Here is a 21,823-nt window from a genome sequence, read left to right on the forward strand (position 1 = left end):
ACACTCCTTTAGAGAAAACTCTTTGTTCCACTTTTATCATATAAATCTCTATATCTAAAAGTGATAAGATTTTGCATTATAGCAAATAGTATCATAAAATTTAAAAAGCTGCTACCTCCGTAACTGAACATAGGCAGTGGAACCCCTACAACAGGGGCAAAACCTATAGTCATGGAGATATTGACACCCATATAAATAAATATCATAAAGGATATGGAAACTGTAACTACTTTTATATAATAGTCTGTATTAAAAACACCAAGGCTTAAAAGATGCAGAATCAAAATGATATAAATTGATATAAGCAGTAGAGCTCCAAGAAAACCTGTTCTCTCTACAACAAATGCAAAAATAAAGTCACTTGTCGCAATAGGAAGGAATTTCATTTGTGTCTGCGTGGCTTCTTCTTTATTTTTTCCAGTCCAACCGCCAGATCCGATGGCAATGATAGATTGTTGTACGTGATACGATGGTTTTTCACTCAAAAAGTCTTTAATACGAACTTTTTGATAATCATGAAGTGCGTATTTATAAGCAAGAGGAGAAATTAAAAGTATGGCTGCAAAAATAGTCGCTAAGATTTTCCAATAAATCCCTACAAAAAATAATACACCATAGCCGATAAGAAGAAGTACTAATGCTGTTCCAAGATCGGGTTCTTTAGCAATTAAAATAAAAGGGATGAGAATGTAAACACTTAGACGGATAAAGTCTTTTAGTCTGTAACCACCAATGGGAGGGGGCTTTTTATCGATCAGATATGCAAGCATTAAAATAAGTGCAGGTTTTACAAATTCTGATGGTTGAATTGTCGCATTGATAAAAGGGATGTCGATCCATCTTTGTGCTCCGAGTCTTGCGTGCCCAAAAAACTCTACGGCCAAAAGTAAAAGAATATTAAACCAATAAATAAATGGAATTACCCAGCGCATTTTTCTAATTGGAAGCAAAAATACACCTAAAAATGTGATCATTGCTACACCAACGTAAGCAAGCTGCTTGTCTGCCAATGCAGGAACCGCTTCGCCGATCAGCCAGTTAGACATAACAACGAGGGGGATGATAAGAATTATAGAAAAAAAGTCAAATTGTGATAAAATACTCTTATCAAATCTCCACAAATTTGTAACTCCAAAATAAATTATTGTGATTGTAACATAAAGGTATATAATGAGAGATGTAAAAGAGTATATTTGTGAAAAATCAGAACGATTAGATACATTTTTAGCTTCACAAATAGCTCAAACACGTTCGCAGATAGCACAGCTTATTAAGCAGGAAGTTGTCTTTGTCGATGATAAATTAGTAGCACGTCCAGGTGTAAAGCTCAAAGCAGGGCAGAAGATACGAGTAGAGTTTCCGGAATTACAAATTGAAGAAGCTAACACTAACTTGTTAGAAGAAGTTGAGTGGGCAAAAGATGTAGAAGTTCTTTACGAAGATGATGATGTTTTAGTTATCAATAAACCAAGCGGAGTAACAGTACATCCTGCACCCAGCGTTAAAGAACCAACTCTGGTTGACTGGTTAAAGTTTAAAGGGATCCGTCTTTCAACAATCAGCGGTGAAGAGCGTCACGGGATAGTACATCGTCTTGATAAAGGGACATCAGGTGCTATGGTAATTGCAAAAAATAATGAAGCACATGAGTTTTTATCGCAGCAACTGCAGGATAAAAGTATGGGAAGATATTATCTTGCTATAATTGCACCACCTTTAAAAGATGATATTACTACTATAGAGTCAAACATCGGACGCAGCAGTTCAAACCGTTTGAAAATGGCAAGTGGTTTAGAGCATGGAAAAACTGCAAAAACAATGTTTAAACAGCTTCTAATGAGTACAGATGAAAAAATGCAACTGATTGCATGTAAGCTTTTTACGGGAAGAACACATCAAATCAGGGTACATCTTGAAAGTTTAAACAGACATATTGTAGGTGAGCATCTTTACGCGCAAAGCCCAAAAATGGAGAAATCGGAACGGATTTTGCTCCATGCGTACATAATATATTTTGTACATCCAAAAACAAAAGAGCTTCTTACATTTGAAGCAAAATACGATGATAGTATGCAGAATTTTATAGATAAAAAATTTGATATGGAGAAAGTTAATGAAGTTACTCAACTTAGGTACATTACTAACAGCTTCACTGCTGACATTTAGTGCTTGTGCAGGTATACAGCCAAAACCGGACGAACAAACGGCAATCGATGATACACTACCTGTAATTACACTGACTAAAAGTGGAATTATTACAGACATGACAAGTATCGCTTTTGAATGGAATAGTATACAAGATCCGAGAGTTGAGAATATATATGTTTATCGAACATCTCCAAAGTCGGACACTAACAAAGAGATGCAGTATTATGATACTGTCAACAGTCGTTTCAAAACACACTATGTTGATGACAGAGTAGAACCGGATACTACATATGCATATAGTTTTAGAGTATTCGCAAAAGATACCCAGGGTAGAATGAGTGAGGTTTATAAAGTCAACACTAAACCTGTCTTACAATCTATCTCTTGGATCCATAGTATTACAGGACTTCCAAGAAGTGCAAAAATTATCTGGCGTCCCCATTCAAATCAAAGAGTGCAAAAATACATTATAGAGCGTAAAACACTTGAAGATACAGAATGGAAAGAGCTTGATACTGTAAATGACAGACTAACTGCAGAGTATTTGGATACAAGGCTTAAGGATAATTATGTATATATGTACAGAATCAGAGTTAAAACATTTGATGGTATCGTATCTACGCCGTCACAAATGGTAAAAGTTGTTACAAAACCTTTACCAAAAAGTGTTACGGATATCAGAGTAACTACTAATCTGCCAAAAGAGATAAAAATTGAGTGGGAAGCAACTACACAAGAAGATTTTTCTAGATACTATGTATACCGTTCAGAGAGTCTAGACGGTTCATATGAATTGATTGCAAAACTTCATAACAATACTTTTACTGATAAAATTGATGAAGATGGTGCACGTTATTTTTATCGTGTAAGTGTTGTAGATAAAGATGGTCTTGAGAGTGAACATGAAAAACGCAGTATTATGGGGATGACTCTGCCAAAACCTGCTGCACCAGCAGTGTTTAAAGCTGAACTTGTAGGTTCGTCTATAGAATTAAACTGGTCAAAAGTAGATCCGAGATCACAAAGTTATATAGTAGTAAAAGAAGCAAAACAAGGTTGGTTTGATTCTAAAAGAGAAGAATTTAGAGATCTTAGAGGAATGAACTTTACTGATAAAGCTGTACTTCCAGACACTACATATACCTATAGAGTATATAGTCTTGATGCTAATCAAATTATCTCTGAAGCAAGTGAAGCAGTAGTTGTTGTAACTCCTGAATCAACAGAGTTTAAAGCAGCACCAAAAGCAAAAGAAGCAGAAGCACAAAGTGTTGAGAAACCTGTTGATGTACAAGGTAACAAAAACGTTATTGCACCGACAGAAGATTTAGAAATGAACGAGTTATAATGCCACATTTACATATTAAAGAGTTTAAAAAGATAGAACTTCCTCAGACAATTGATGGGGTTCAGTTTGATTTTTTTGCAGAGAATGCAACACGTGATGATGAAGAGTTGATATCTGCAAAAGTAGATGGAGAATCATTCTTTCTGCTTGTAAAAAATGAAGAAAACAGAGTGCTGTTAAAAACGGATAAACTTACCCGTCCTGCATCAATTACACTTGTACATAAAGCTTTACTGGCATATGCAAAAGCAGCAGAGCTTGAAGTTCTTGCTTCAAATGTTATAGAGCGTAAGAATGTCCACTTGGATGAATCTACAGCACTCAAAAAGATTGAGTTTTTTGCAAAGGATTTTCCAACAGATAAAGAGGTGCGTATTGAAGTTGGATTTGGTTCTGGGCGCCATTTACTACATCAAGCAGCGAATAATCCTAACGTTCTGTTTATAGGTATTGAAATCCACAGACCCTCAATTGAACAAGTTTTAAAACAAGTTGTTATTCAAAAGCTTGACAATGTTATGGTTCTTGATTATGATGCAAGACTTTTTATGGAACTGGTGCCTTCAAACTTAGTGGGTGCTGTTTATGTACACTTCCCTGTACCTTGGGATAAAAAGCCACATCGTCGTGTCATCTCCACTGCTTTTATTACAGAATGCAGAAGAGTACTGAAAGAGGGCGGTACACTAGAACTTAGAACAGACAGTGAAAATTATTATGCTTATTCGTATGAAACATTTATAGCATTTCCAAAAACAACACTTCTTATCAATAAAAACAAAGATATAGCCATTACTTCAAAGTATGAAGATAGATGGAGAAAGATGGAAAAAAATATCTATGATGTTATTATGACTAACGATGAAATTTCTCCAGAACTTTCAATTGAAGGCAATTTTTCTTTTGAAACACCAAAGTTATCAGATGAAGAGTTATTAAAACTACATGGCAAAACACATAGATTTGATGGTGGATTTATCCATTTTGAAAGAGTTTATACGACCCAAAACGGTGTAATGCTCAGAATCTCTATGGGAAGTTTTGACAGACCAGAGCATCTTTATGTAATTGTAGAAAATAAAGAGGCCAAATATTATCCTGAACTTCCATTAAAATCACGTATGAATTTAAATGCGCATAAATATCTGGGTGAGGTTTTGAATGGATAAAGTTATAATCGCCGAAAATCTATCTCTATCATACTCTAGTGATGAAACTATTATTAATAAAGCTAGTTTCTCTATAGACTCGAGTAGTTTTGTATTTATTACAGGTGCCAGTGGAAGTGGAAAGTCTACATTGCTAAAGTCTCTTTACGGTGCGTTGAGACCTAAAGAGGGTTCTCTTGTTGTAGGCGGGGTGGAGCTGAAAAATGTTTCAAACTCAAAACTTAACTTTTTACGAAAGCATCTAGGGATAGTTTTTCAAGATTATAAACTTGTCAAAGAGTGGACTATTGAAAAAAACATCATGCTTCCTTTGATTATAAACGGTTATGATAAAACAGTGACTCAAAATCAGGTGGATTCACTTTTAAAACATGTAAGGCTCAAACATCAAGCGGGAAAATATCCTATGGAACTTAGTGGTGGAGAGCAACAGCGTGTTGCAATGGCAAGAGCTTTGGCACACAATCCTATTCTTATTTTAGCCGATGAACCGACGGGAAATCTTGATGAATACTCTTCACAATTAATATGGAACCTTTTAGAAGGTGCAAATGAACAGTTGAAGACAACTGTTATTGTTGTGACACACCATATACCTGAAAATCTGAAAGTGAATTATAAACATTATCATATAGAGTTTGGAGATATTCGTGAAGTCCTTTAAAAATCATATATCGTTAGTCTTAGCTTTACTGGGAATTCTATTTTCTTTACAGGTGTTTATGATTGTAGAACGTTCTATAGATACATATAAAGAAAATTTAGCAAATAATTATGCCTTAGTCATTGTAAGTGAAAAGAATCTCGAAACCAAACAACTTATAGCAATCAACCCTCTTGTTGCAAATGTCGAGGCACTCTCTCCTGATAATATCATCACAAAGCTCAATGCCGGCATAAGTAAGACAAATATGGAGTTGTTGAAAGTAACTTTACCGAAGTTTTACAAAGTCTCTTTAGAACATTATCCAAGTCCTGCCGAGCTTAAAAAACTCACGAAATCATTTTTAAGCAATCAATATATTACAAAAGTGGAGACTTTTGAAAAAACACATGATACTACTTATAGACTTCTAGTACTTTTTAAAAATGTTATTACCGTTTTTGCTTTTACTGTGGCAATAGTAACTATATTACTAATCTCTAAAGAGTTAAGAATATGGCAATTTAAACATAATGAACGTATGAGTATTATGGGGCTTTTTGGTGCACCATCATGGCTTCGTTCTGCGGTACTTTTCCGTTTGGCAATTGTAGATGCACTCATTGCATCATTTTTAGCGTTTATTATTTTTGCATATATAGAATCAATGCCGATTATTGCGCAAGAATTTCAACATATAGGTATAAAAATAGTTTTCTTTGACCATTTATATGATTCTTTATTAATGTTAGGGGTCTCTATATCTGTATCTATTATGCTGGCGATGTTCGTTGTATTAGGCCATAAAGAAGAGGTATAATGAACAAACTGTTATTCCTTTTTCTTTTATCTGTTTCATTGCTTTTTAGTGCAAATGATATTGATACAAAAATTAAAAGTACAAGTAAAAAACTAAGTAGTTTTAGCAAAAACTATTCAAAGATCAACAAAAAGATGGCACAAACTGCAAAGGCTATTATTGATCAAAAAAAAGAACTTGCAAAACAGGAAGAATATTTAGAAGAACTCAAGGCTGAACTTGAATCTAAAGCTACAAGTTATAAAGACAGCAGTGCTCAACTTGAAGAATTGAGAAAAAAACAGGAAATTTTAAAACAAAAACAAGAAAAAATAGAAGAGGAACTTGTTTTTGTAATTGCTCAAAGCGTCTCTTTATCGATTATATTGCAAGAAGATTTTAAGAGTGATGCAGATTCTTTAATAGAATTAGAAGTATTAAAATCTATGTTACATGCTTCACAGCAAAAAGCAAAAGATTTGAGCGATACTTTTGTTATAAATGCAAGAGATATAGAGTTTCTACAAAAGAATGCAATCTCTTTAGAGAGTTCAATTAAAGAGATAGATGATAAACGTAAAAACCTTTTAGTAACGAAAGAGGAAAATAAAAAAGCATTAAAGAAGTTAGAAGTTGCAAAAGCATCATATAAAAAAGAATTAGAAGGGCTTTTAAAAAGACAAAATGCTTTAAAAGATACTCTTTCACAACTCAATCTTATTAAAGTAGATCAACAAAAAAAAGAACAAGAAGAGAAAGAGCGTAAGGAAGCTTTAGCAAAAAAAGATATTTACGTAGATAATCAAAATCTTCCAAAAGTAAAAAAACACGGTAGTTCTTATCAAGCGATGAAAACAATTGAGTATCGTGGACCAAAAACAATTGCTCCATTAAACAATTATACTATCACGAAAAATTATGGGACATATACAGATCCTATTTACGGAATAAAAATTTTCAACGAGTCTATCTCTTTAAAACCTAAAAAAGCAGATGCAAAAGTAAGAACTGTATTTAACGGAAAAGTTATTTATGCAGACAAAACAGCAGTATTAGACAATATTGTTATTGTTGAACATGATGAAGGATTGCATACTATCTACGCAAACCTTTCACAAATCGCTCCAAATATTAAAACGGGTAAAAAGATTAAAAAAGGGTATACGATAGGACGTGTCAAAGATGAACTAGTCTTTGAAGTTACTAAAAAGACGTATCACATCAATCCTATAAGATTATTTAGGTAGATTTAGGTATAATCGCGAAAAATTTTAGATTAGAGAAATGATATGAACTTTATACAAACACGTGGAATTGATCCTACAAAACCTGCGACTGTGACATTTTCACAGGCGATTTTAGATCCGATTGCTTCTTATGGTGGGTTGTATGTTCCTGAAAAACTACCTGAACTAGGTGCAGCATTTTTAGAAAAACATCGTAATTCATCTTACAAAGTTTTAGCAAAAGATATGTTAGATGCTTTTGATATAGATATTGATTCATCTGTAATTGACGAGGCATTAAATCTATATGACAAATTTGATGACGCTAACAATCCTGTACCTGTAGTAAAAGTAAAAGAGAATCTTTATGTAAGTGAACTATACCATGGTCCAACTCGTGCATTTAAAGATATGGCACTGCAACCATTTGGTATTGTACTTTCATCAATCGCACAAAGAAAGAATGAAAACTACTTAATCTTAGCTGCAACAAGCGGTGATACAGGTCCTGCTGCACTAGAAACATTCAAAAACCGTGCGAATGTAAGAGTAGCTTGTTTATACCCAGATGGCGGTACAAGTGACGTACAAAGATTGCAAATGGTAACAGAAAATGCTGCAAACTTAAAAGTAATCGGTATTCACGGTGTATTTGACGATGCTCAATCAGCTTTAAAAAGATTACTGGCGTCAACTGAGTTTAAAAAAGCACTTTCTGAAAAAAATACAAAACTTTCAGCGGCAAACTCGGTAAATTTCGGTCGTATCATTTTTCAAATCATTTACCATATTCACAGTTATTTAGAACTTGTTCGTCAAAATGCGATCACTATGGGTGAAAAAGTATATTTAAATGTACCGAGTGGAAACTTCGGTAACGCTCTTGGTGGTTATTATGCATGGAAAATGGGTCTTCCGGTTGAGAAAATTATCATCTCTTCAAATGAGAACAATGTTTTAACTCGTCTAATTAAAACAGGAAAATATGATCTTAACGGTTTTGATGTAGTAAATACAACTTCACCAGCTATGGATATTTTAAAATCTTCTAACGTAGAGAGAATTCTTTTCGATATGTTCGGAGAAGTAAGAACAAAAGAGTTAATGCAAGACTTAGAAGAAAAAAATGTTTATGAGCTTACAGCAGATGAACTTGCTACTCTTCGCGAGTCTTTTGATGCAGATTTCTGTAATGGGGATGAGGGTAAAGCTTATATCAAAGATACTTTTGAAAATGATTCTTATTTAATGGATCCACATACTGCTACATGTTTTAAAGCTTTTGAAACATGTTGTGATCCAAAAATCAAGTCTATTATCTATTCAACTGCAGAGTGGACAAAGTTCTCTCCTGTAATTGCGAATGCTTTAACAGGTGAAGTTGATGCACAGGATATTGTAGCACTGGAGTCAATTTCTAAAACTGCAAACTTAGAAATCCCTGCAATGGTAAAAGGCCTTTTCACTAAAGAGATTACACAAAAGACTGTTATTAACAAAGAAAATATTGAAAAAGAGATTCTAGATTTTATCTAGTCTCTTTCCTCCACTCTTTTAAATTTCCAAATCAAAAATTAATTTTTCTTATAGCTTTTATACTCGTTTAATAATATATGTCTTACAATGATGCTATACACTAACAGGATTCGTTATGAGTATGGATGAAGATTTAGAACGTAAAAGACATATGTTGTACTATAATCAGCTGTTACAAACCGATAGACGTGAAAAACTCAAAGGTGGTAAGCAGCAGAAGAAAAAGAACAAACTAAGTTTTGGACAACAAAAGGTTGATTTTAAAGACTATGTTTATGCTCCTGATAATTATGAATTTATAGCATATATTGTCTATTTTGTAGCAGTGCCTTATATAGCAGGTGCTTTCTTTTTATTTCTTTTTATTGCCGGTGGAGATTTTGATAATTTTATGCTGTTAAATCTCAACTCTTTTATTATTGTATGGTTGATAGGATATGAGATTGTTGCAGCATTTCTACTATTTTGGATTTTTATTATGTTTTTACAGTATGAAAAAGAGGATGATTACGATCCTTACGGATTCGGATGAGAAAAATTATCTCATTCTCTCCTCTTTTGGTGCATCCTGAGGGACAAGACCGTACTTTGAAAGATCAATGTATATCTCTTTTCTTTTATCTTTTAAAAGTTTTTGCATAACAGGATTACGATCCATTTTATAAGTTTCTGTTTTTACAACATTTCCCTTCTGATCATAATACTTTTTAAGTCCAACTTTATAGTTGTTTTTATAATAAACTTCAGAATAAAGATAACCTTCAAGATCCCACTCTTTCATCACCCCCTCACGTCTACCCATAACATAATTGACTTCAGAACCCAGTACACCGTTATCGTAGAAGATTTTTTGAATACCGTCTTTTTGTCCGTCAACATAGTTTACAACGAGTTTTTTAGTGCCATTATCGTAAAAAGATGTGTAAAGACCATTTTCTTTACCGTCTATAAAATTTACTTGAGACTTTATTTTACCAGTATCTGTATACCAGTATGTCATTCCGTTTCTTTTACAGTTTTTATAAATAGATGATTGAGCATTGTCTTTTACTGTATATTCACCAGGATTTGAACAAAATGACTGTGTATCATTGTTAGCAAGCAATGCCGCTGAGGCTAAAACAAAAGAAAGATATTTAAACATGATAGTTCCTTGGAAAATAATCTCATGAATAATAGCATATAGAAATCACTTTTTTATCACGATAGTTCAGTAGCACGTTTATAGGCTGCCTCAATCGCATCGATACAAGCATTCCTTACATTTCCTTTTTCCAGTGCTGCATATCCTGCTGCAGTTGTTCCTCCTGGACTCATTACACCATCTTTTAGTAGTGCAGGGTGAATTTCATTGATAAGTTTTCCAAAACCTCCAAAAAGTCCACGCATAATTGCCATTGCATCGTCACGTTTTAAACCTTGTTTTACTGCACCATCAGCTAAGGCTTCAGCAATAAGTGCTAAATATGCAGGACCACTTCCTGCAAGTCCTGTAGCAATGTCGAGCTCTTTTTCACTGCCTAGCCAAACTGTAGGACCGATAGAACCGAAGATCTCTATAGCTTCATTTTTAAAAGATTCATCACCTGTCAAAGTTGTCATTGAATGGTGAACTGAAGCTGCAAGATTAGGCATAGTTCTAACAACTGCTTGTGTTTTAAAATTATTTTTTAGTTTCTCTATCGTACTACCTGCAAGAACAGAATAAATGACTCTTGCCTGGCCTTGTAGTTGCTCTGCAACTTCTTCAATATTATAAGGTTTAACACAAAGGATAATAGTCTTGTCTTCAATATTAAAATCTTTCATTAAAGACTTTTCAGCAGAAATCTCCAATGCTTCTTCAAACTTTTCAAGTTTTGTCATATCTCTACCAACAACTTCTATTTTGTATCTGTTTTTCAAGCCTTGAGCAATACTAAGTGCCATATTTCCATTACCTATAAAAGTTATTGTTTTCATATTTCGTCCTCAAATTTTTTTATGTTATTATAGCATTTATATTTAGCGAGGATTTAAGTATGGAACAATTTTTACAAAATGCAAAAAACGGTAGTAGAATTTTAAACACTTTAAGCGGTAAAGAAAAAAATAGAATTTTAAAAGAGATGGCAGAAGCTCTTCGTGCAAATACAATGAATTTAATTGAGGCAAATGCTCTTGATATGGCAAGCGGAAAAGAGAATAATCTTTCATCTGCTTTAATGGACAGACTCTTATTAGATGAAAAAAGAATTGACGCAATGGCAGTTGCAATCGAGGAGATAGCAGGCCTTAAAGAACCTGTAGGGCGTGTACTTGATGGATGGGTAACGGAAGATGGACTTAAAATTGAAAAAGTTACTATTCCAATCGGTGTAATTGGAATTATCTACGAATCCCGTCCAAACGTTACAAGTGATACAGCGGCACTTTGTTTTAAAAGCTCAAACGTATGTGTTTTAAAAGGTGGTAAAGAAGCTGAAAATTCAAATCAGGCTATTGCAAAAGTATTACAAGCGGTACTAGAGAAAAATAGTTTGCCAAAAGAGCTGATCTCTTTATTACCTGACAGTTCTCGTGAAGGTGTTGCAAAACTGATTAAGATGGACAAGTATGTAGACCTTATTATTCCTCGCGGTGGAGAAGGCCTTGTGAGATATGTAAGCGAAAATGCGACTGTAAGCGTTGTAAAACACGATAAGGGACTGTGTCATACTTATATCGATAAAGATGCCGATCAGGATAAAGCTGTAAAAATTGCGATCAATGCAAAGGTACAACGCCCAGGTGTTTGTAATGCAATGGAAACACTCCTGGTAGACCGCGCTGTTGCTAAAGAAGTCTTACCTAAACTCAAAGTAGAATTTGATAAGGCAGGTACAGACTTGAGAGGATGTAGAAATACAAAAGAGTTCATTGAAGTTTCTGATGCGACTGAGGAAGATTACGATACTGAATACTTGGCAAATATCTTAAGTATTAAAGTTGTAGACGGTGTGAATGACGCAATTGAACATATAGTAAGATTTGGTTCAGGACACTCTGAAGCTATCATAACAGAAAATATTTCAACGGCAGAAGAGTTCTTAAACAATATTGATGCAGCAGCATTATATGTAAATGCAAGCACACGTTTTACAGATGGTGGGGCATTTGGTTTTGGAGCAGAAGTTGGAATCTCTACTAATAAACTTCATGCAAGAGGACCTATGGGAATCGAAGGTTTAACAACATATAAATTTAAAATATACGGAAACGGTCAAATAAGATAAAAAGAGTATCTATTGCAGATACTCTTTTATATCTTCAACTAAGAGACCTAAATGATGCTGGTATTGAGGTAAAAGTGTCATATAACTCTCTTCCTCGTCTGAAAGTAGATCTTTCATATGTGTTGCAATATTGTTAAGTTTTATAGCTCCGATGTTTGCAGAAACACCAACTATATCTAAGAGAAGTTTATCAGCTTGTTCTAGTTCTTTTGAATGAAGCAAAGTTGTAAGTTGCTCGTCTGATTGACTGTATGTCTGTAAAAATTCTTTGAGAATTTCATGATAAAAATCTTCATCACCACCACAGATTTCTAAGCCTTTATCGCCATCGAGTTCTATTGTAGAAACTACATTTACTACATCTGCTTCATCTTCTTGCTCCTCTGAAGCACTACCTGAATAAGCATATAAAATATCATAAAGGGAATCCATCTTTAACGGTTTTTCTAAATGTTCCGACATACCAGCTTCTGTCATTTTTCTAATGTCATCAGCTGCTGTATCACCGCTAAGTGCTACAACTACAATATGAGCATAGTCACTGTTCGCACGAATACGTCTAGTAGCTTCAAAACCATCGATGTTTGGCATATGGGCATCCATAAGAATTACAATAAAATCGTTATCATGCTGTAAAATACTTAAAGCTTCTGCACCGTCATTTGCGACAACTACTTCTATACCGCTATCGGCTAATAGTCCTAAAATAACTTTTTGATTAATTAAATTGTCTTCTGCCAGCAGGATTCTCTTTCCGGCAAAATCTTTAAAATCATCTTTTGAAATTTTTCCATGTGGTGGCACATCTCTTTTTTGAAATGCTTTTTTTTGAGTCTCTTGAACCGTTTCTGTCTCCGGTTGAGTTATCTCCTCTTCTTGAACACCAAAGTCACCTTCTTCTGTACCCATATCTTGAGGTTCAAGATCTATAATTTTTTCTTCTTTTTGAGTTACTTCTTCTTCTATTGCTTCTGTTATTTCTTCTTGTTTTTCCGGTTCTTGTTCTGCTGGCTTGGTAGATACTTCTGTTGCATCATATTCATCTTCTGCAACACTAGTTTTTACTTGTGCTTCAGTATCAAGTTCATCTTCTACCAACTCCTCAGAAGAACTTTTCTGTTTTATTTTATAAATTACATAGGCAATTAAAAGCACACCGGCGACAGTCATACCGATTAGATCTAAATTATTTTGTAACTCTTCTAACATCTTTTTCTCTTTTATGTTAAATTTGTAAATATAGTACACTAACTAAAATTAAAGATATATTATACCCTTAACTCGTTACTTTACAATTTTGGGGTATAATCTGAATACAATTATTGTTGAAGGAAAGTTTTGGAAAATATCCCACATATACCGGTTTTATATAGAGAAGTTGTAAATACTTTTGATGATATAAAAGAGGGCATTATTATTGATTGTACAATGGGATATGGCGGGCACTCAAGCCTTATTTTAGAAAACAATCCAAATATTAAACTTGTTGCAATAGATCAAGATCAAACGGCAATTGATTTTTCATCAAAACGTTTAAAGCCTTTTGGCGAGAGGGTAGAGATTAGAAAAGGGCGTTTTTCTAACGTTATTAAAGATATATTACGAGAATACAATCCTCAAGATATTAAAGGTGTATTAGCGGATATTGGCGTGTCATCTTTACAGCTTGATCAAAAAGACAGAGGTTTTTCATACGAGAGTGAAAACTTGGATATGAGAATGGATAAAGACGCACCGCTAAGTGCTTCAAATGTTATAAATGAATATTCTCAAAATGATCTTGAAATCATTTTACGTGAATACGGTGAGATTAAAAATTATAAAAAACTAGCTTCTGTTATTATGCAAAACAGACCTTTTCATTCAGCAAAAGAGTTGAGTCAAAAATTAAATCCGTTTTTGCCTAAAGGAAAAAAAATTCATCCTGCAACATTGTTGATGCAGGCTATTAGAATAGAAGTAAACGATGAGCTTGGAGAATTAAAAAATTTACTTGGTGCACTTGAAGAAGCAAAACTTCCTCATGCAAAAATAGGGATTATCTCATTTCACTCTTTGGAAGACAGAATAGTCAAACAAACATTTGCAAGATGGGCAAAAAGTTGCATATGCCCGAGTGAGGCGATGCGCTGTACATGTGGCAACAATCATCAGTTAGGAAAAATACTCACTAAAAAACCTGTAACTGCACAAGATGATGAATTAAAAACCAATGCAAGAAGCAGAAGTGCAAAACTAAGAGTTTTTCAAATGGAACTGTAATGAGTGATAAAACAGAATTATTAGAAGAGTACGACAATCTCATAAAAGTCAAACAGAGACTTGATTTTAACTATTTTCTATATATGCTGTTAGTGATCACATTTATAGCTGTATTTGCTTTTCCAAAAATATACATCAATCAGCAAATTTATTATACAAGCAGAGACATAGCAAAATTACAGGTAGAATATGAAACATTGCAAGAAGAAAATAAACTTATTAAGTCTTCTGTTGAATCAATCAAGTTCAAAAACCAAGTCTTAGACACTATGTTTTAAATTAAGGAATTGTTTTGATACGTAGTTTTGTAAAATTTTCAATAGAAAAACCCCTTTTAAACCATATCCTTTTACTCTTTATTTTTATGCTCTCTATTTTTGCATATATCAATATTCCAAAAGAGATCTTTCCACCTATGAATATGGACAAGATTGTCATTACTGGCGGATATACGGGAACTTCTGCAGATGTTCTTGATAAGATGGTTGTACAGACGATCGAAGACGATATGCAAAATATTGATGATCTTGAAGAGATTAAAAGTGACATTAAAAACGGTGCTTTTACAATATCTGCAGATATTAAACCAGGTGCGGATAATATTTTAGTTCTAAACGATGTAAAAGATATCGTCAGTGGTGTGAAAAAAGACCTCCCTTCTGATATGAACGAACCGGTTGCGAAGATCAAACTGCATGCTTTTCCTCTTGCATTGATCGCACTTTCAGGTGATGTTTCGAAAGAGGAGCTTTTAAACAAAGCAGATGAATTAAAAACCGAACTTTCAAAGTTTAAAGAGTTGAGTGATATTACGATTCGCGGTGATGCCGATGAAGAACTGGATATTATGCTCAATAATGAGAAAATTCGTGCATATGGATTGCAACCTGAGCTTGTAGTCTCTGCAATTAGCAATATCAGCTCTATTTTCCCTATCGGAACTATTAAACAACAGGCAAACCATCTTTACATTTCAACTTTCAACGGAGAAAAAACAAAAAAAGGTGTTGAAAATACGTTAATTGACGTAGGTGGACAAAAACTGAAAATTGCAGATATAGCTGATGTGAAATTTACACTGAGTGATGAAGCTGAACTCTCCCATTATAACGGTGTAAGAAACGTCTCTGTTAATGTAACAAAAAGCAAAGACGGTAATGCTATAGCCTTGGTAAAAGATATCCGTGGACTATTAAAAGAGTTGCACGAGAAAAACCCTACATATAGTTATGACATTTATACGGATACTTCTGTATGGATTAAAAATCGTTTGAACGTAGTATTTTCAAATATTATTTTTGGACTGATGTTAGTGTTTTTGGCAATGCTTGTTTTTATTAACCGAGGTATTGCTTTTGTCGTTGCTTTAGGAATTCCTGTTAGTTTTATGATCGGTTTGATCGCAACGGAAATTATGGGCGATAGTTTAAATATGCTCTCACTCTTGGGAGCTTTGATTGCCCTTGGAATGTTAGTTGATGAAGCTATTGTTGTCGCAGAGAATATCTACAGACATTTAGAAGAGGGTATGGAGCGTCAAGAAGCCGTGATTCAAGGTGCAATTGAGATGTTCCCTGCAGTACTTACAGCAACGCTGACAACTGTATTTGCCTTTTTACCGATGCTTTTAATGAGTGGTGAGATGGGGATGTTTATCAAAATTATCCCTATTATGATTACCGTGTTATTGCTATCTTCATTATTTGAAGCATTTTATTTTTTACCTTTACATGCACATGAATTTTTAAGAGTCTCAAATGAAGGAAGTTTCACAAAAAAATTTTGGGCAAAAATGTATGAATGGTACAGCACAGTTTTACATTTTTTCTTTAGAAGAAAAGTAACCTCTTTACTCATAATGGTAACGTTAATTATTGGTGCTGAATTTTTTATGGCAAAACATTCTAAATTTCAGATGTTTCCTGATTTTGATACGACACAGGTATATGTTTACGGAAAAGTAGATATTAACAATGAGCTAGAGGATACGGAAAAATATGTTTCTCAGCTTGAAAAAAAGATCCTTGAATATGCTACAAAAGAGAATGTCTCTTCAGTCACATCGGTAATTGGATTTAAAATGGATTCAAAAAATAATGCTGAAGTTGGAGAAAATCTGTTTCACATTTTTGTGGATCTTAAAGAGCGTGCTCCCGTAAACTTTTTTGATACTTATATAAGTCCATATCTTTCAATTGAATATGATCGAAGTGTAAAAACAAGAGACAAAGATGCAAAAGAGATAGAAAAAGAGATTAAAGAGCTGTTAAAAGATGAATTTAAAAACTATGAAGAGCTTGTGGTAAAAACTCCCGGTGCCGGTGTTATTGCACATGATATTGAGATTGGACTTCGTTCAAAAGACGGCAGGGATGTAGTACCGTATCTAAAGCAACTTGAAGATCAAATTGGAAAAATAAACGGTGTCTATAATATCTCTGATGATGCTACATTAGGGGAAAAAGAGTTAAAATTACGCATCAATAAATATGGACAGGAATTAGGCTTTAGCGAACAAAGCGTGGCAAATTCTCTGCGTGCTTATTACCTCAAAGGAGAGTATGGAAAGCTCTTTACAAATAGCGGCTTAGTACGCATTAAAATAGAGAGTGATCTTAATGAAGATATTGAGTCATTAAAAAATTTAGAGCTTCGTGTACCGTCTTCTGAACAATATGTACTACTTAAAGAGATCGCTGACTTTGTATATGTGCAGAGTTATGTTACATTGAAAAAAGAGGATGCGAAGCGTATAAAAAGTTTTTACGCTTCTATCGATAAGAAGATAATTACATCTTCTGAGGTTATGAAGCAGCTCCAGCCTACATTTGAGAAGTTAAAATCTGAAGGGATTTTAATAGATATCAAAGGGGAAGAGAAAGAGAATCAGAAAAATATGCGTGAGATGGGACAGTCGTTCTTGATCGCAATATTTTTAATTTTTATTACGCTTGTATGGTTGTTTGATTCTATAAAGAAATCTTTAATTGTAATCAGTACAATACCGCTTGTTTTACTCGGTGTTTTTGTAGGACACTTTATAATGGGGATTAATCTGACTATGCCTGGTATGATTGGAGTTGTCGGATTAGCTGGGGTCGTTGTTAACGACGGTCTTATTATGGTTGATTTTATCAAAAAAGCAACAAACACAGAAGAGTTAATGTCACGGGCAAAAACAAGACTGCGTCCAATCCTTTTAACGTCACTTACGACGGTACTTGGTCTTTTAACGCTTATTTTCTTTGCTTCCGGACAGGCGATGATTTTACAACCAATGGCAGTGTCTCTAGGTTTTGGTATAGCTTGGGCAACAGTATTGAACTTAATATATGTACCGTTATTGTATGCAGTGGCATATAGAATCAAAACACCTAAAAAATTTAGTTAGGAGAAAGAATGAATTTAGAAACATCATATGCACAATTTGGTGCAAGACCACCTGTTACAAAACCGATTCCGGAGTTTTTGATTGAAGTAGGGGAAGAGGGAATAAGAAAGTTAATTGATGAGCATTACGAGTCTATCAAAACGAGTGAAATAGCACATCTGTTCCCAATGAACGAACAAGATCTGCAAAAGGCTAAAAAGCATGCAGCCGATTTCTTTATTCAGATCTGTGGTGGTCCGGATTATTTCAATCAGAGTAGAGGAGCTCCTCAAATGGTAGGGCGTCATGCACGTTTTCGTATCGATGCAAAAGCACGTGAAGTATGGTTAGAACTCTATAAGCCTTTACTTGAAAAACTAAAAGAAGAGGGTGTAACAGAAACATCACTACAATCGTTTTGGAACTATCTAAATGTCTTCTCTTTGTGGATGGTAAACACACAAGGATAGTAAGCTATTTCTAAGCAACCGATGAGTATAATTTCGCCCTACTTAACAACTGCGTGGGTCGTTAGCTCAGTTGGTTAGAGCCCTCCGCTCATAACGGAGTGGTCCCGTGTTCGAGTCACGGACGACCCACCACTTTTAATCGCATAAAACTAGCAATATTCTTACAAAACATTTCATTAGTTAACAAATTCTATAAAATTCTTTTACACATATTTTACACTGTAACACTATACTTCGATTAAAAAAAGTAAGTAGCATGGAAAATTATATAGAAGACTTAAATATTATTAATATATGTGCATTCACACTAGGCTTAATGTATGGTTTAGTAGCTCAATACACTCAATTTTGTTTTAGTGGTGCAATAAAAGATTATATACAAATAAAATCTACAAGAAGAGCCAGCTCTATTTTGGTTGCTATCATTACAGCAGTAATTTTATCTCAATCAATATCTATATTTTTTCAAATTGATTTTTATAAGACTATATATTTCAAGGATGAGATCAATTATCTTGCGATCGTAATAGGAGGAATTGTATTTGGGATAGGTATGATGTTGGCTGATGGATGCAGTAGCAGACAACTGATCAAACTCTCTCAAGGTAATATTTATTCTTTAGTAACGATATTATTTATTGCTATTTTTGCTTATATAACATCAAAAGGATTGTTTTCATACTTGATAAACTTGCTTAATCACAATGAATTACTACTAAAACTATCATCATATTTGCCTAATATGCAATTGTCTATTTTATTGGTTCTCCCAGTTCTTTTATTTTTGTTATGGAAAATGGTGCCAAATATAAAAAGCTTACTATTATGTTTTGACGGTTTAATTATTGGGGTATTAATTAGTTTAGCATGGTTTGTTACAGGCGTAATAAACGTAAATGAATTTGAAATATCAACTCTTGAAGGGTTGAGTTTTGTATATCCATCTGGAAAAGCTCTTGAATATCTTATGTTCTTTAGTGGAACTACATTGTCATTTGGTGTCAGTGTAATACTTGGTCTATTGGCAGGTGGAACTATTATGGCTCTTTTCAATAAAAAGTATAGAGTAAGTTGTGCGCCAAATGATAAAGAGAATAAATTAAAAAACTCAATTATTGGCGGTAGTATGATGGGTATTGGGGGTATCTTGACTTTAGGGTGTACGGTTGGTCAAGGACTTACAGGGGTATCGACTCTTGCTTTAGCTTCGTTTATTGCTATTAGCTCTATTGCCTTATCAGCTTATTTTACTGCTATATATCTGCATAAAAGAAATGCTTTACCTAGTTGTTATCTTTTCGAATGGAATCAAAAATAAACAAGTACCTTATTCGAGTCCTTAAGGATCCAGTACTTTCAACTTCACAAATATTTTTTTCTGATATAAACCATAATTATATAATTTGTGGTATATAATAGTGTGATTTTAAAAAATGGGGAAAATTATGCAACAAAAATATACTGTTTTATATCGTGTATGGCACTGGTTGATGGCAATTTCAGTTATAGGGCTTTTATTGACTGTTTTATTGCGTAAAACTTTTTTGAGTTATAAAACAAATGCGTTGATTATTCAAGAGAAGTTGGCATCTATGGATATTGATATAAGTATTGAAAATGCAAAAATCATTGGTAAAGCTATACGTACACCAATGTGGGAGTGGCATTATATCTTTGGCGCGATGTTAGGTATTTCATTATTGATACACCTATATATGATAATTACTAAGAGAATGTCTTTACCGTGTCTTGCACTAATTAAGGCTCAAAGTTTCGAAGAAAGAATGAAAAAGGGTGTTTACTTTTTGATATTTATTGGTATTGTTATCATGAGTATTACAGGAGGGACAATTTACTTCTACAAAGATTTAGGTTTAACAAAAGAAAATGCACAACTGCTAAAAGAGTTGCATGAATCTTTACTTTATCCTATGTTAACAGTGGTGGTACTACACTGGATAGGCGTTTTTCGTCATGAAGTAAAAACGAAAGAGAGTATCATCTCTAAAATGGTTCACGGGGAGTAATAAACTCCTCATGAACAAAATAGTTCTTATTACTCTTTTGGATATTTAAAATTTACTGTTTCAACTTGAATATTTTTATATTTTGATTGAGTAATATAGTCTTTAATCAATTCTACAACATCATACGCAACTGCTTTGGACTTGGAAAAATCTAAGATAACTTTTGAATTTTCAGGTATGGCATCTAAAACTTTTAATACACTTGCTTTATTAAAAAATGACACTTCTTCAGCCATAACTATATGATGTACAGATACTCCATCTTTATCGGTAACAGTATCTTTTAAGTGATATGAATTGCGATAACTGTGATGAAGTGTAAAAAATATACTAGCAACTAATCCAAGAAGAACTCCTGTTAAAAGATCACTAATAAGCATTGCTACAATTGTCACAACAAATGGTACAAATAGTTCTAACCCTTTACGGTATATAGAGATAAACATACTAGGTTTTGCTAGCTTATAGCCTACAACAAGTAAAATAGCTGCAAGAGAAGCAAGAGGAATCATGTTTAACAATGGAATAATTGTAAGTACACTCACTAAAAGAAAAAATCCATGCAATATTGCAGAAAGTTTTGTTTGAGCTCCAAAGGTAATATTTGCAGAACTTCTAACAATAACTTGTGTAATAGGTAGTCCGCCAATTAAACCTGAAACAATATTACCAAGCCCTTGAGCCTTAAGTTCTCTATTTGTCGGAGTAATCTGTTTCTGAGGATCTAGTTTATCTGTAGCTTCGACACTTAGCAATGTCTCAAGACTCGCTACAACAGCCATGACAAAAGCAATTTTTATAACATCTAAAGAGGCAAAACCTGAAAAATCAGCAAAGGTAAAAACATTTTTTAGTTCGTTGAAGCTCTGGATTTCAGGAAGAGATACCAGTTGTTCTTTTGATATAGTAATCCCGTATTTTTCCAGAACTACTGTAAATAATATACCGATTAATACAACAACAATTGGTCCTTGAATGATTTCAAATATCTTATTTGATTTTGTCAGATATTTATCCCAAATAATTAAAATCCCTAAGGATATAACTGAAATAACAATAGCCGTAGGAGAAAAAAGACTGAGTGCATGTTCAATAGCTGTGAATGTATTCTCGCCGTTTAACTGTGAAAAAGCCTCTTCTCCCAAATAATCTGAATGGTATCCAAATATAAAAGGTATTTGTTTTAGAATAATTAAAAAACCGATACCTGTGAGCATACCCGTTACAACTGAAGTTGGGAAAAAATAAGCAATAAATCCAGCTTTAGCGTAACCAAATATGATTTGGAAAACTCCTGCAAGAACTACAGCAGCAAGAAAAAGTTCCCATGAACCAAGTGTTGCAATAGCATCAAATACAATTACAGCTAATCCTGCTGCTGGACCACTTACTCCAAGTCTCGAACCACTGGCAGCACCAACAAGGATACCACCAATAATACCTGCAATAATACCTGCAAAAAGAGGTGCTCCTGAGGCTAAAGCAATTCCAAGACAAAGAGGTAGGGCTACGAAAAATACAATGATACTTGCGGGCAAATCATTTTTTATTTTCTTAAAAGTTATATCCAT

At 33.9% G+C, this 21,823-nt stretch carries 20 protein-coding genes and 1 tRNA gene; 16 read left to right on the forward strand and 5 right to left on the reverse strand.

Features of this window, described 5'->3' with window-relative positions:
- Positions 1–8: 8 nt before the first annotated feature.
- Entirely contained in the window at positions 9–1,121 is a 1,113-nt protein-coding gene (locus tag P6N22_RS01205) for an FtsW/RodA/SpoVE family cell cycle protein (RefSeq protein ID WP_280329397.1), read from the reverse strand.
- Positions 1,122–1,170: 49 nt separating this feature from the next.
- Here P6N22_RS01205 and P6N22_RS01210 point away from each other — a divergent pair, with 49 nt between their 5' ends.
- From P6N22_RS01210 to P6N22_RS01245, 8 genes are all read left to right on the forward strand, one after another.
- Positions 1,171–2,166 carry an RluA family pseudouridine synthase gene (locus tag P6N22_RS01210; RefSeq protein ID WP_280329399.1) on the forward strand — a complete coding sequence of 332 codons (996 nt, stop codon included), beginning with the start codon at positions 1,171–1,173 and terminating at the stop codon, positions 2,164–2,166.
- Positions 2,114–3,496, forward strand: coding sequence for a hypothetical protein (locus tag P6N22_RS01215; protein ID WP_280329400.1), 1,383 nt, complete (start codon positions 2,114–2,116; stop codon positions 3,494–3,496). The genes P6N22_RS01210 and P6N22_RS01215 overlap by 53 nt, the downstream gene beginning before the upstream one ends.
- Positions 3,496–4,665 carry a tRNA (guanosine(46)-N7)-methyltransferase TrmB gene (trmB, locus tag P6N22_RS01220; protein WP_280329402.1) on the forward strand — a complete coding sequence of 390 codons (1,170 nt, stop codon included), beginning with the start codon at positions 3,496–3,498 and terminating at the stop codon, positions 4,663–4,665. The genes P6N22_RS01215 and trmB overlap by 1 nt, the downstream gene beginning before the upstream one ends.
- The gene (locus P6N22_RS01225; RefSeq protein ID WP_280329404.1) at positions 4,658–5,329 is read left to right on the forward strand and encodes an ABC transporter ATP-binding protein; all 672 of its coding nucleotides are present in this window, start codon (positions 4,658–4,660) and stop codon (positions 5,327–5,329) included. The genes trmB and P6N22_RS01225 overlap by 8 nt, the downstream gene beginning before the upstream one ends.
- Before the next feature lie 58 nt (positions 5,330–5,387).
- Complete coding sequence (locus P6N22_RS01230) at positions 5,388–6,128, forward strand: cell division protein FtsX (protein WP_280329406.1); 741 nt, start codon at positions 5,388–5,390, stop codon at positions 6,126–6,128.
- Positions 6,128–7,354, forward strand: coding sequence for a peptidoglycan DD-metalloendopeptidase family protein (locus P6N22_RS01235; protein WP_280329407.1), 1,227 nt, complete (start codon positions 6,128–6,130; stop codon positions 7,352–7,354). The genes P6N22_RS01230 and P6N22_RS01235 overlap by 1 nt, the downstream gene beginning before the upstream one ends.
- A gap of 42 nt (positions 7,355–7,396) precedes the next feature.
- A complete protein-coding gene (thrC, locus tag P6N22_RS01240) occupies positions 7,397–8,869 on the forward strand; it encodes a threonine synthase (protein WP_280329409.1) in 1,473 nt (490 codons plus the stop codon).
- 115 nt (positions 8,870–8,984) lie between these two features.
- Positions 8,985–9,401, forward strand: a complete 417-nt coding sequence (locus P6N22_RS01245; RefSeq protein WP_280329411.1) for a hypothetical protein — start codon at positions 8,985–8,987, stop codon at positions 9,399–9,401.
- A gap of 6 nt (positions 9,402–9,407) precedes the next feature.
- On the opposite strand, the gene P6N22_RS01250 is transcribed toward P6N22_RS01245, so the two are convergent.
- Both P6N22_RS01250 and P6N22_RS01255 read right to left on the reverse strand, forming a co-directional pair.
- Positions 9,408–10,013 (reverse strand): toxin-antitoxin system YwqK family antitoxin, encoded by a 606-nt coding sequence (locus tag P6N22_RS01250; protein WP_280329412.1) that lies wholly within the window; start codon positions 10,011–10,013, stop codon positions 9,408–9,410.
- Positions 10,014–10,069: 56 nt separating this feature from the next.
- On the reverse strand, positions 10,070–10,831 hold the full coding sequence (locus P6N22_RS01255) for a pyrroline-5-carboxylate reductase (RefSeq protein WP_280329414.1): 762 nt from the start codon (positions 10,829–10,831) through the stop codon (positions 10,070–10,072).
- 59 nt (positions 10,832–10,890) lie between these two features.
- Here P6N22_RS01255 and P6N22_RS01260 point away from each other — a divergent pair, with 59 nt between their 5' ends.
- Positions 10,891–12,123 carry a glutamate-5-semialdehyde dehydrogenase gene (locus P6N22_RS01260; RefSeq protein WP_280329417.1) on the forward strand — a complete coding sequence of 411 codons (1,233 nt, stop codon included), beginning with the start codon at positions 10,891–10,893 and terminating at the stop codon, positions 12,121–12,123.
- A gap of 9 nt (positions 12,124–12,132) precedes the next feature.
- On the opposite strand, the gene P6N22_RS01265 is transcribed toward P6N22_RS01260, so the two are convergent.
- Positions 12,133–13,332: a response regulator gene (locus P6N22_RS01265; protein WP_280329419.1), complete on the reverse strand. Its 1,200-nt coding sequence runs from the start codon at positions 13,330–13,332 to the stop codon at positions 12,133–12,135.
- 129 nt (positions 13,333–13,461) lie between these two features.
- On the opposite strand from P6N22_RS01265, the gene rsmH reads away from it, so the two are divergent.
- The 7 genes from rsmH to P6N22_RS01300 all read left to right on the forward strand — a co-directional run bounded on the left by rsmH (position 13,462) and on the right by P6N22_RS01300 (position 20,252).
- Positions 13,462–14,385, forward strand: a complete 924-nt coding sequence (gene rsmH, locus P6N22_RS01270; RefSeq protein ID WP_280329420.1) for a 16S rRNA (cytosine(1402)-N(4))-methyltransferase RsmH — start codon at positions 13,462–13,464, stop codon at positions 14,383–14,385.
- Positions 14,385–14,663 carry a hypothetical protein gene (locus P6N22_RS01275; protein WP_280329422.1) on the forward strand — a complete coding sequence of 93 codons (279 nt, stop codon included), beginning with the start codon at positions 14,385–14,387 and terminating at the stop codon, positions 14,661–14,663. Before rsmH ends, P6N22_RS01275 begins: the two co-directional genes overlap by 1 nt.
- A 14-nt stretch (positions 14,664–14,677) precedes the next feature.
- The gene (locus tag P6N22_RS01280; protein ID WP_280329424.1) at positions 14,678–17,776 is read left to right on the forward strand and encodes an efflux RND transporter permease subunit; all 3,099 of its coding nucleotides are present in this window, start codon (positions 14,678–14,680) and stop codon (positions 17,774–17,776) included.
- An 8-nt stretch (positions 17,777–17,784) separates the two neighbouring features.
- Complete coding sequence (locus tag P6N22_RS01285) at positions 17,785–18,225, forward strand: globin (protein WP_280329425.1); 441 nt, start codon at positions 17,785–17,787, stop codon at positions 18,223–18,225.
- Positions 18,226–18,280: 55 nt separating this feature from the next.
- Positions 18,281–18,357, forward strand: a tRNA-Ile gene (locus P6N22_RS01290).
- A 124-nt stretch (positions 18,358–18,481) separates the two neighbouring features.
- Positions 18,482–19,543, forward strand: coding sequence for a YeeE/YedE family protein (locus P6N22_RS01295; RefSeq protein WP_280329427.1), 1,062 nt, complete (start codon positions 18,482–18,484; stop codon positions 19,541–19,543).
- 127 nt (positions 19,544–19,670) lie between these two features.
- Positions 19,671–20,252 (forward strand): cytochrome b/b6 domain-containing protein, encoded by a 582-nt coding sequence (locus P6N22_RS01300; RefSeq protein WP_280329429.1) that lies wholly within the window; start codon positions 19,671–19,673, stop codon positions 20,250–20,252.
- 29 nt (positions 20,253–20,281) lie between these two features.
- On the opposite strand, the gene P6N22_RS01305 is transcribed toward P6N22_RS01300, so the two are convergent.
- Positions 20,282–21,823 (reverse strand): SulP family inorganic anion transporter, encoded by a 1,542-nt coding sequence (locus tag P6N22_RS01305; protein ID WP_280329430.1) that lies wholly within the window; start codon positions 21,821–21,823, stop codon positions 20,282–20,284.

This window comes from Sulfurimonas sp. C5 (assembly GCF_029872055.1).
GTDB lineage: Bacteria > Campylobacterota > Campylobacteria > Campylobacterales > Sulfurimonadaceae > Sulfurimonas.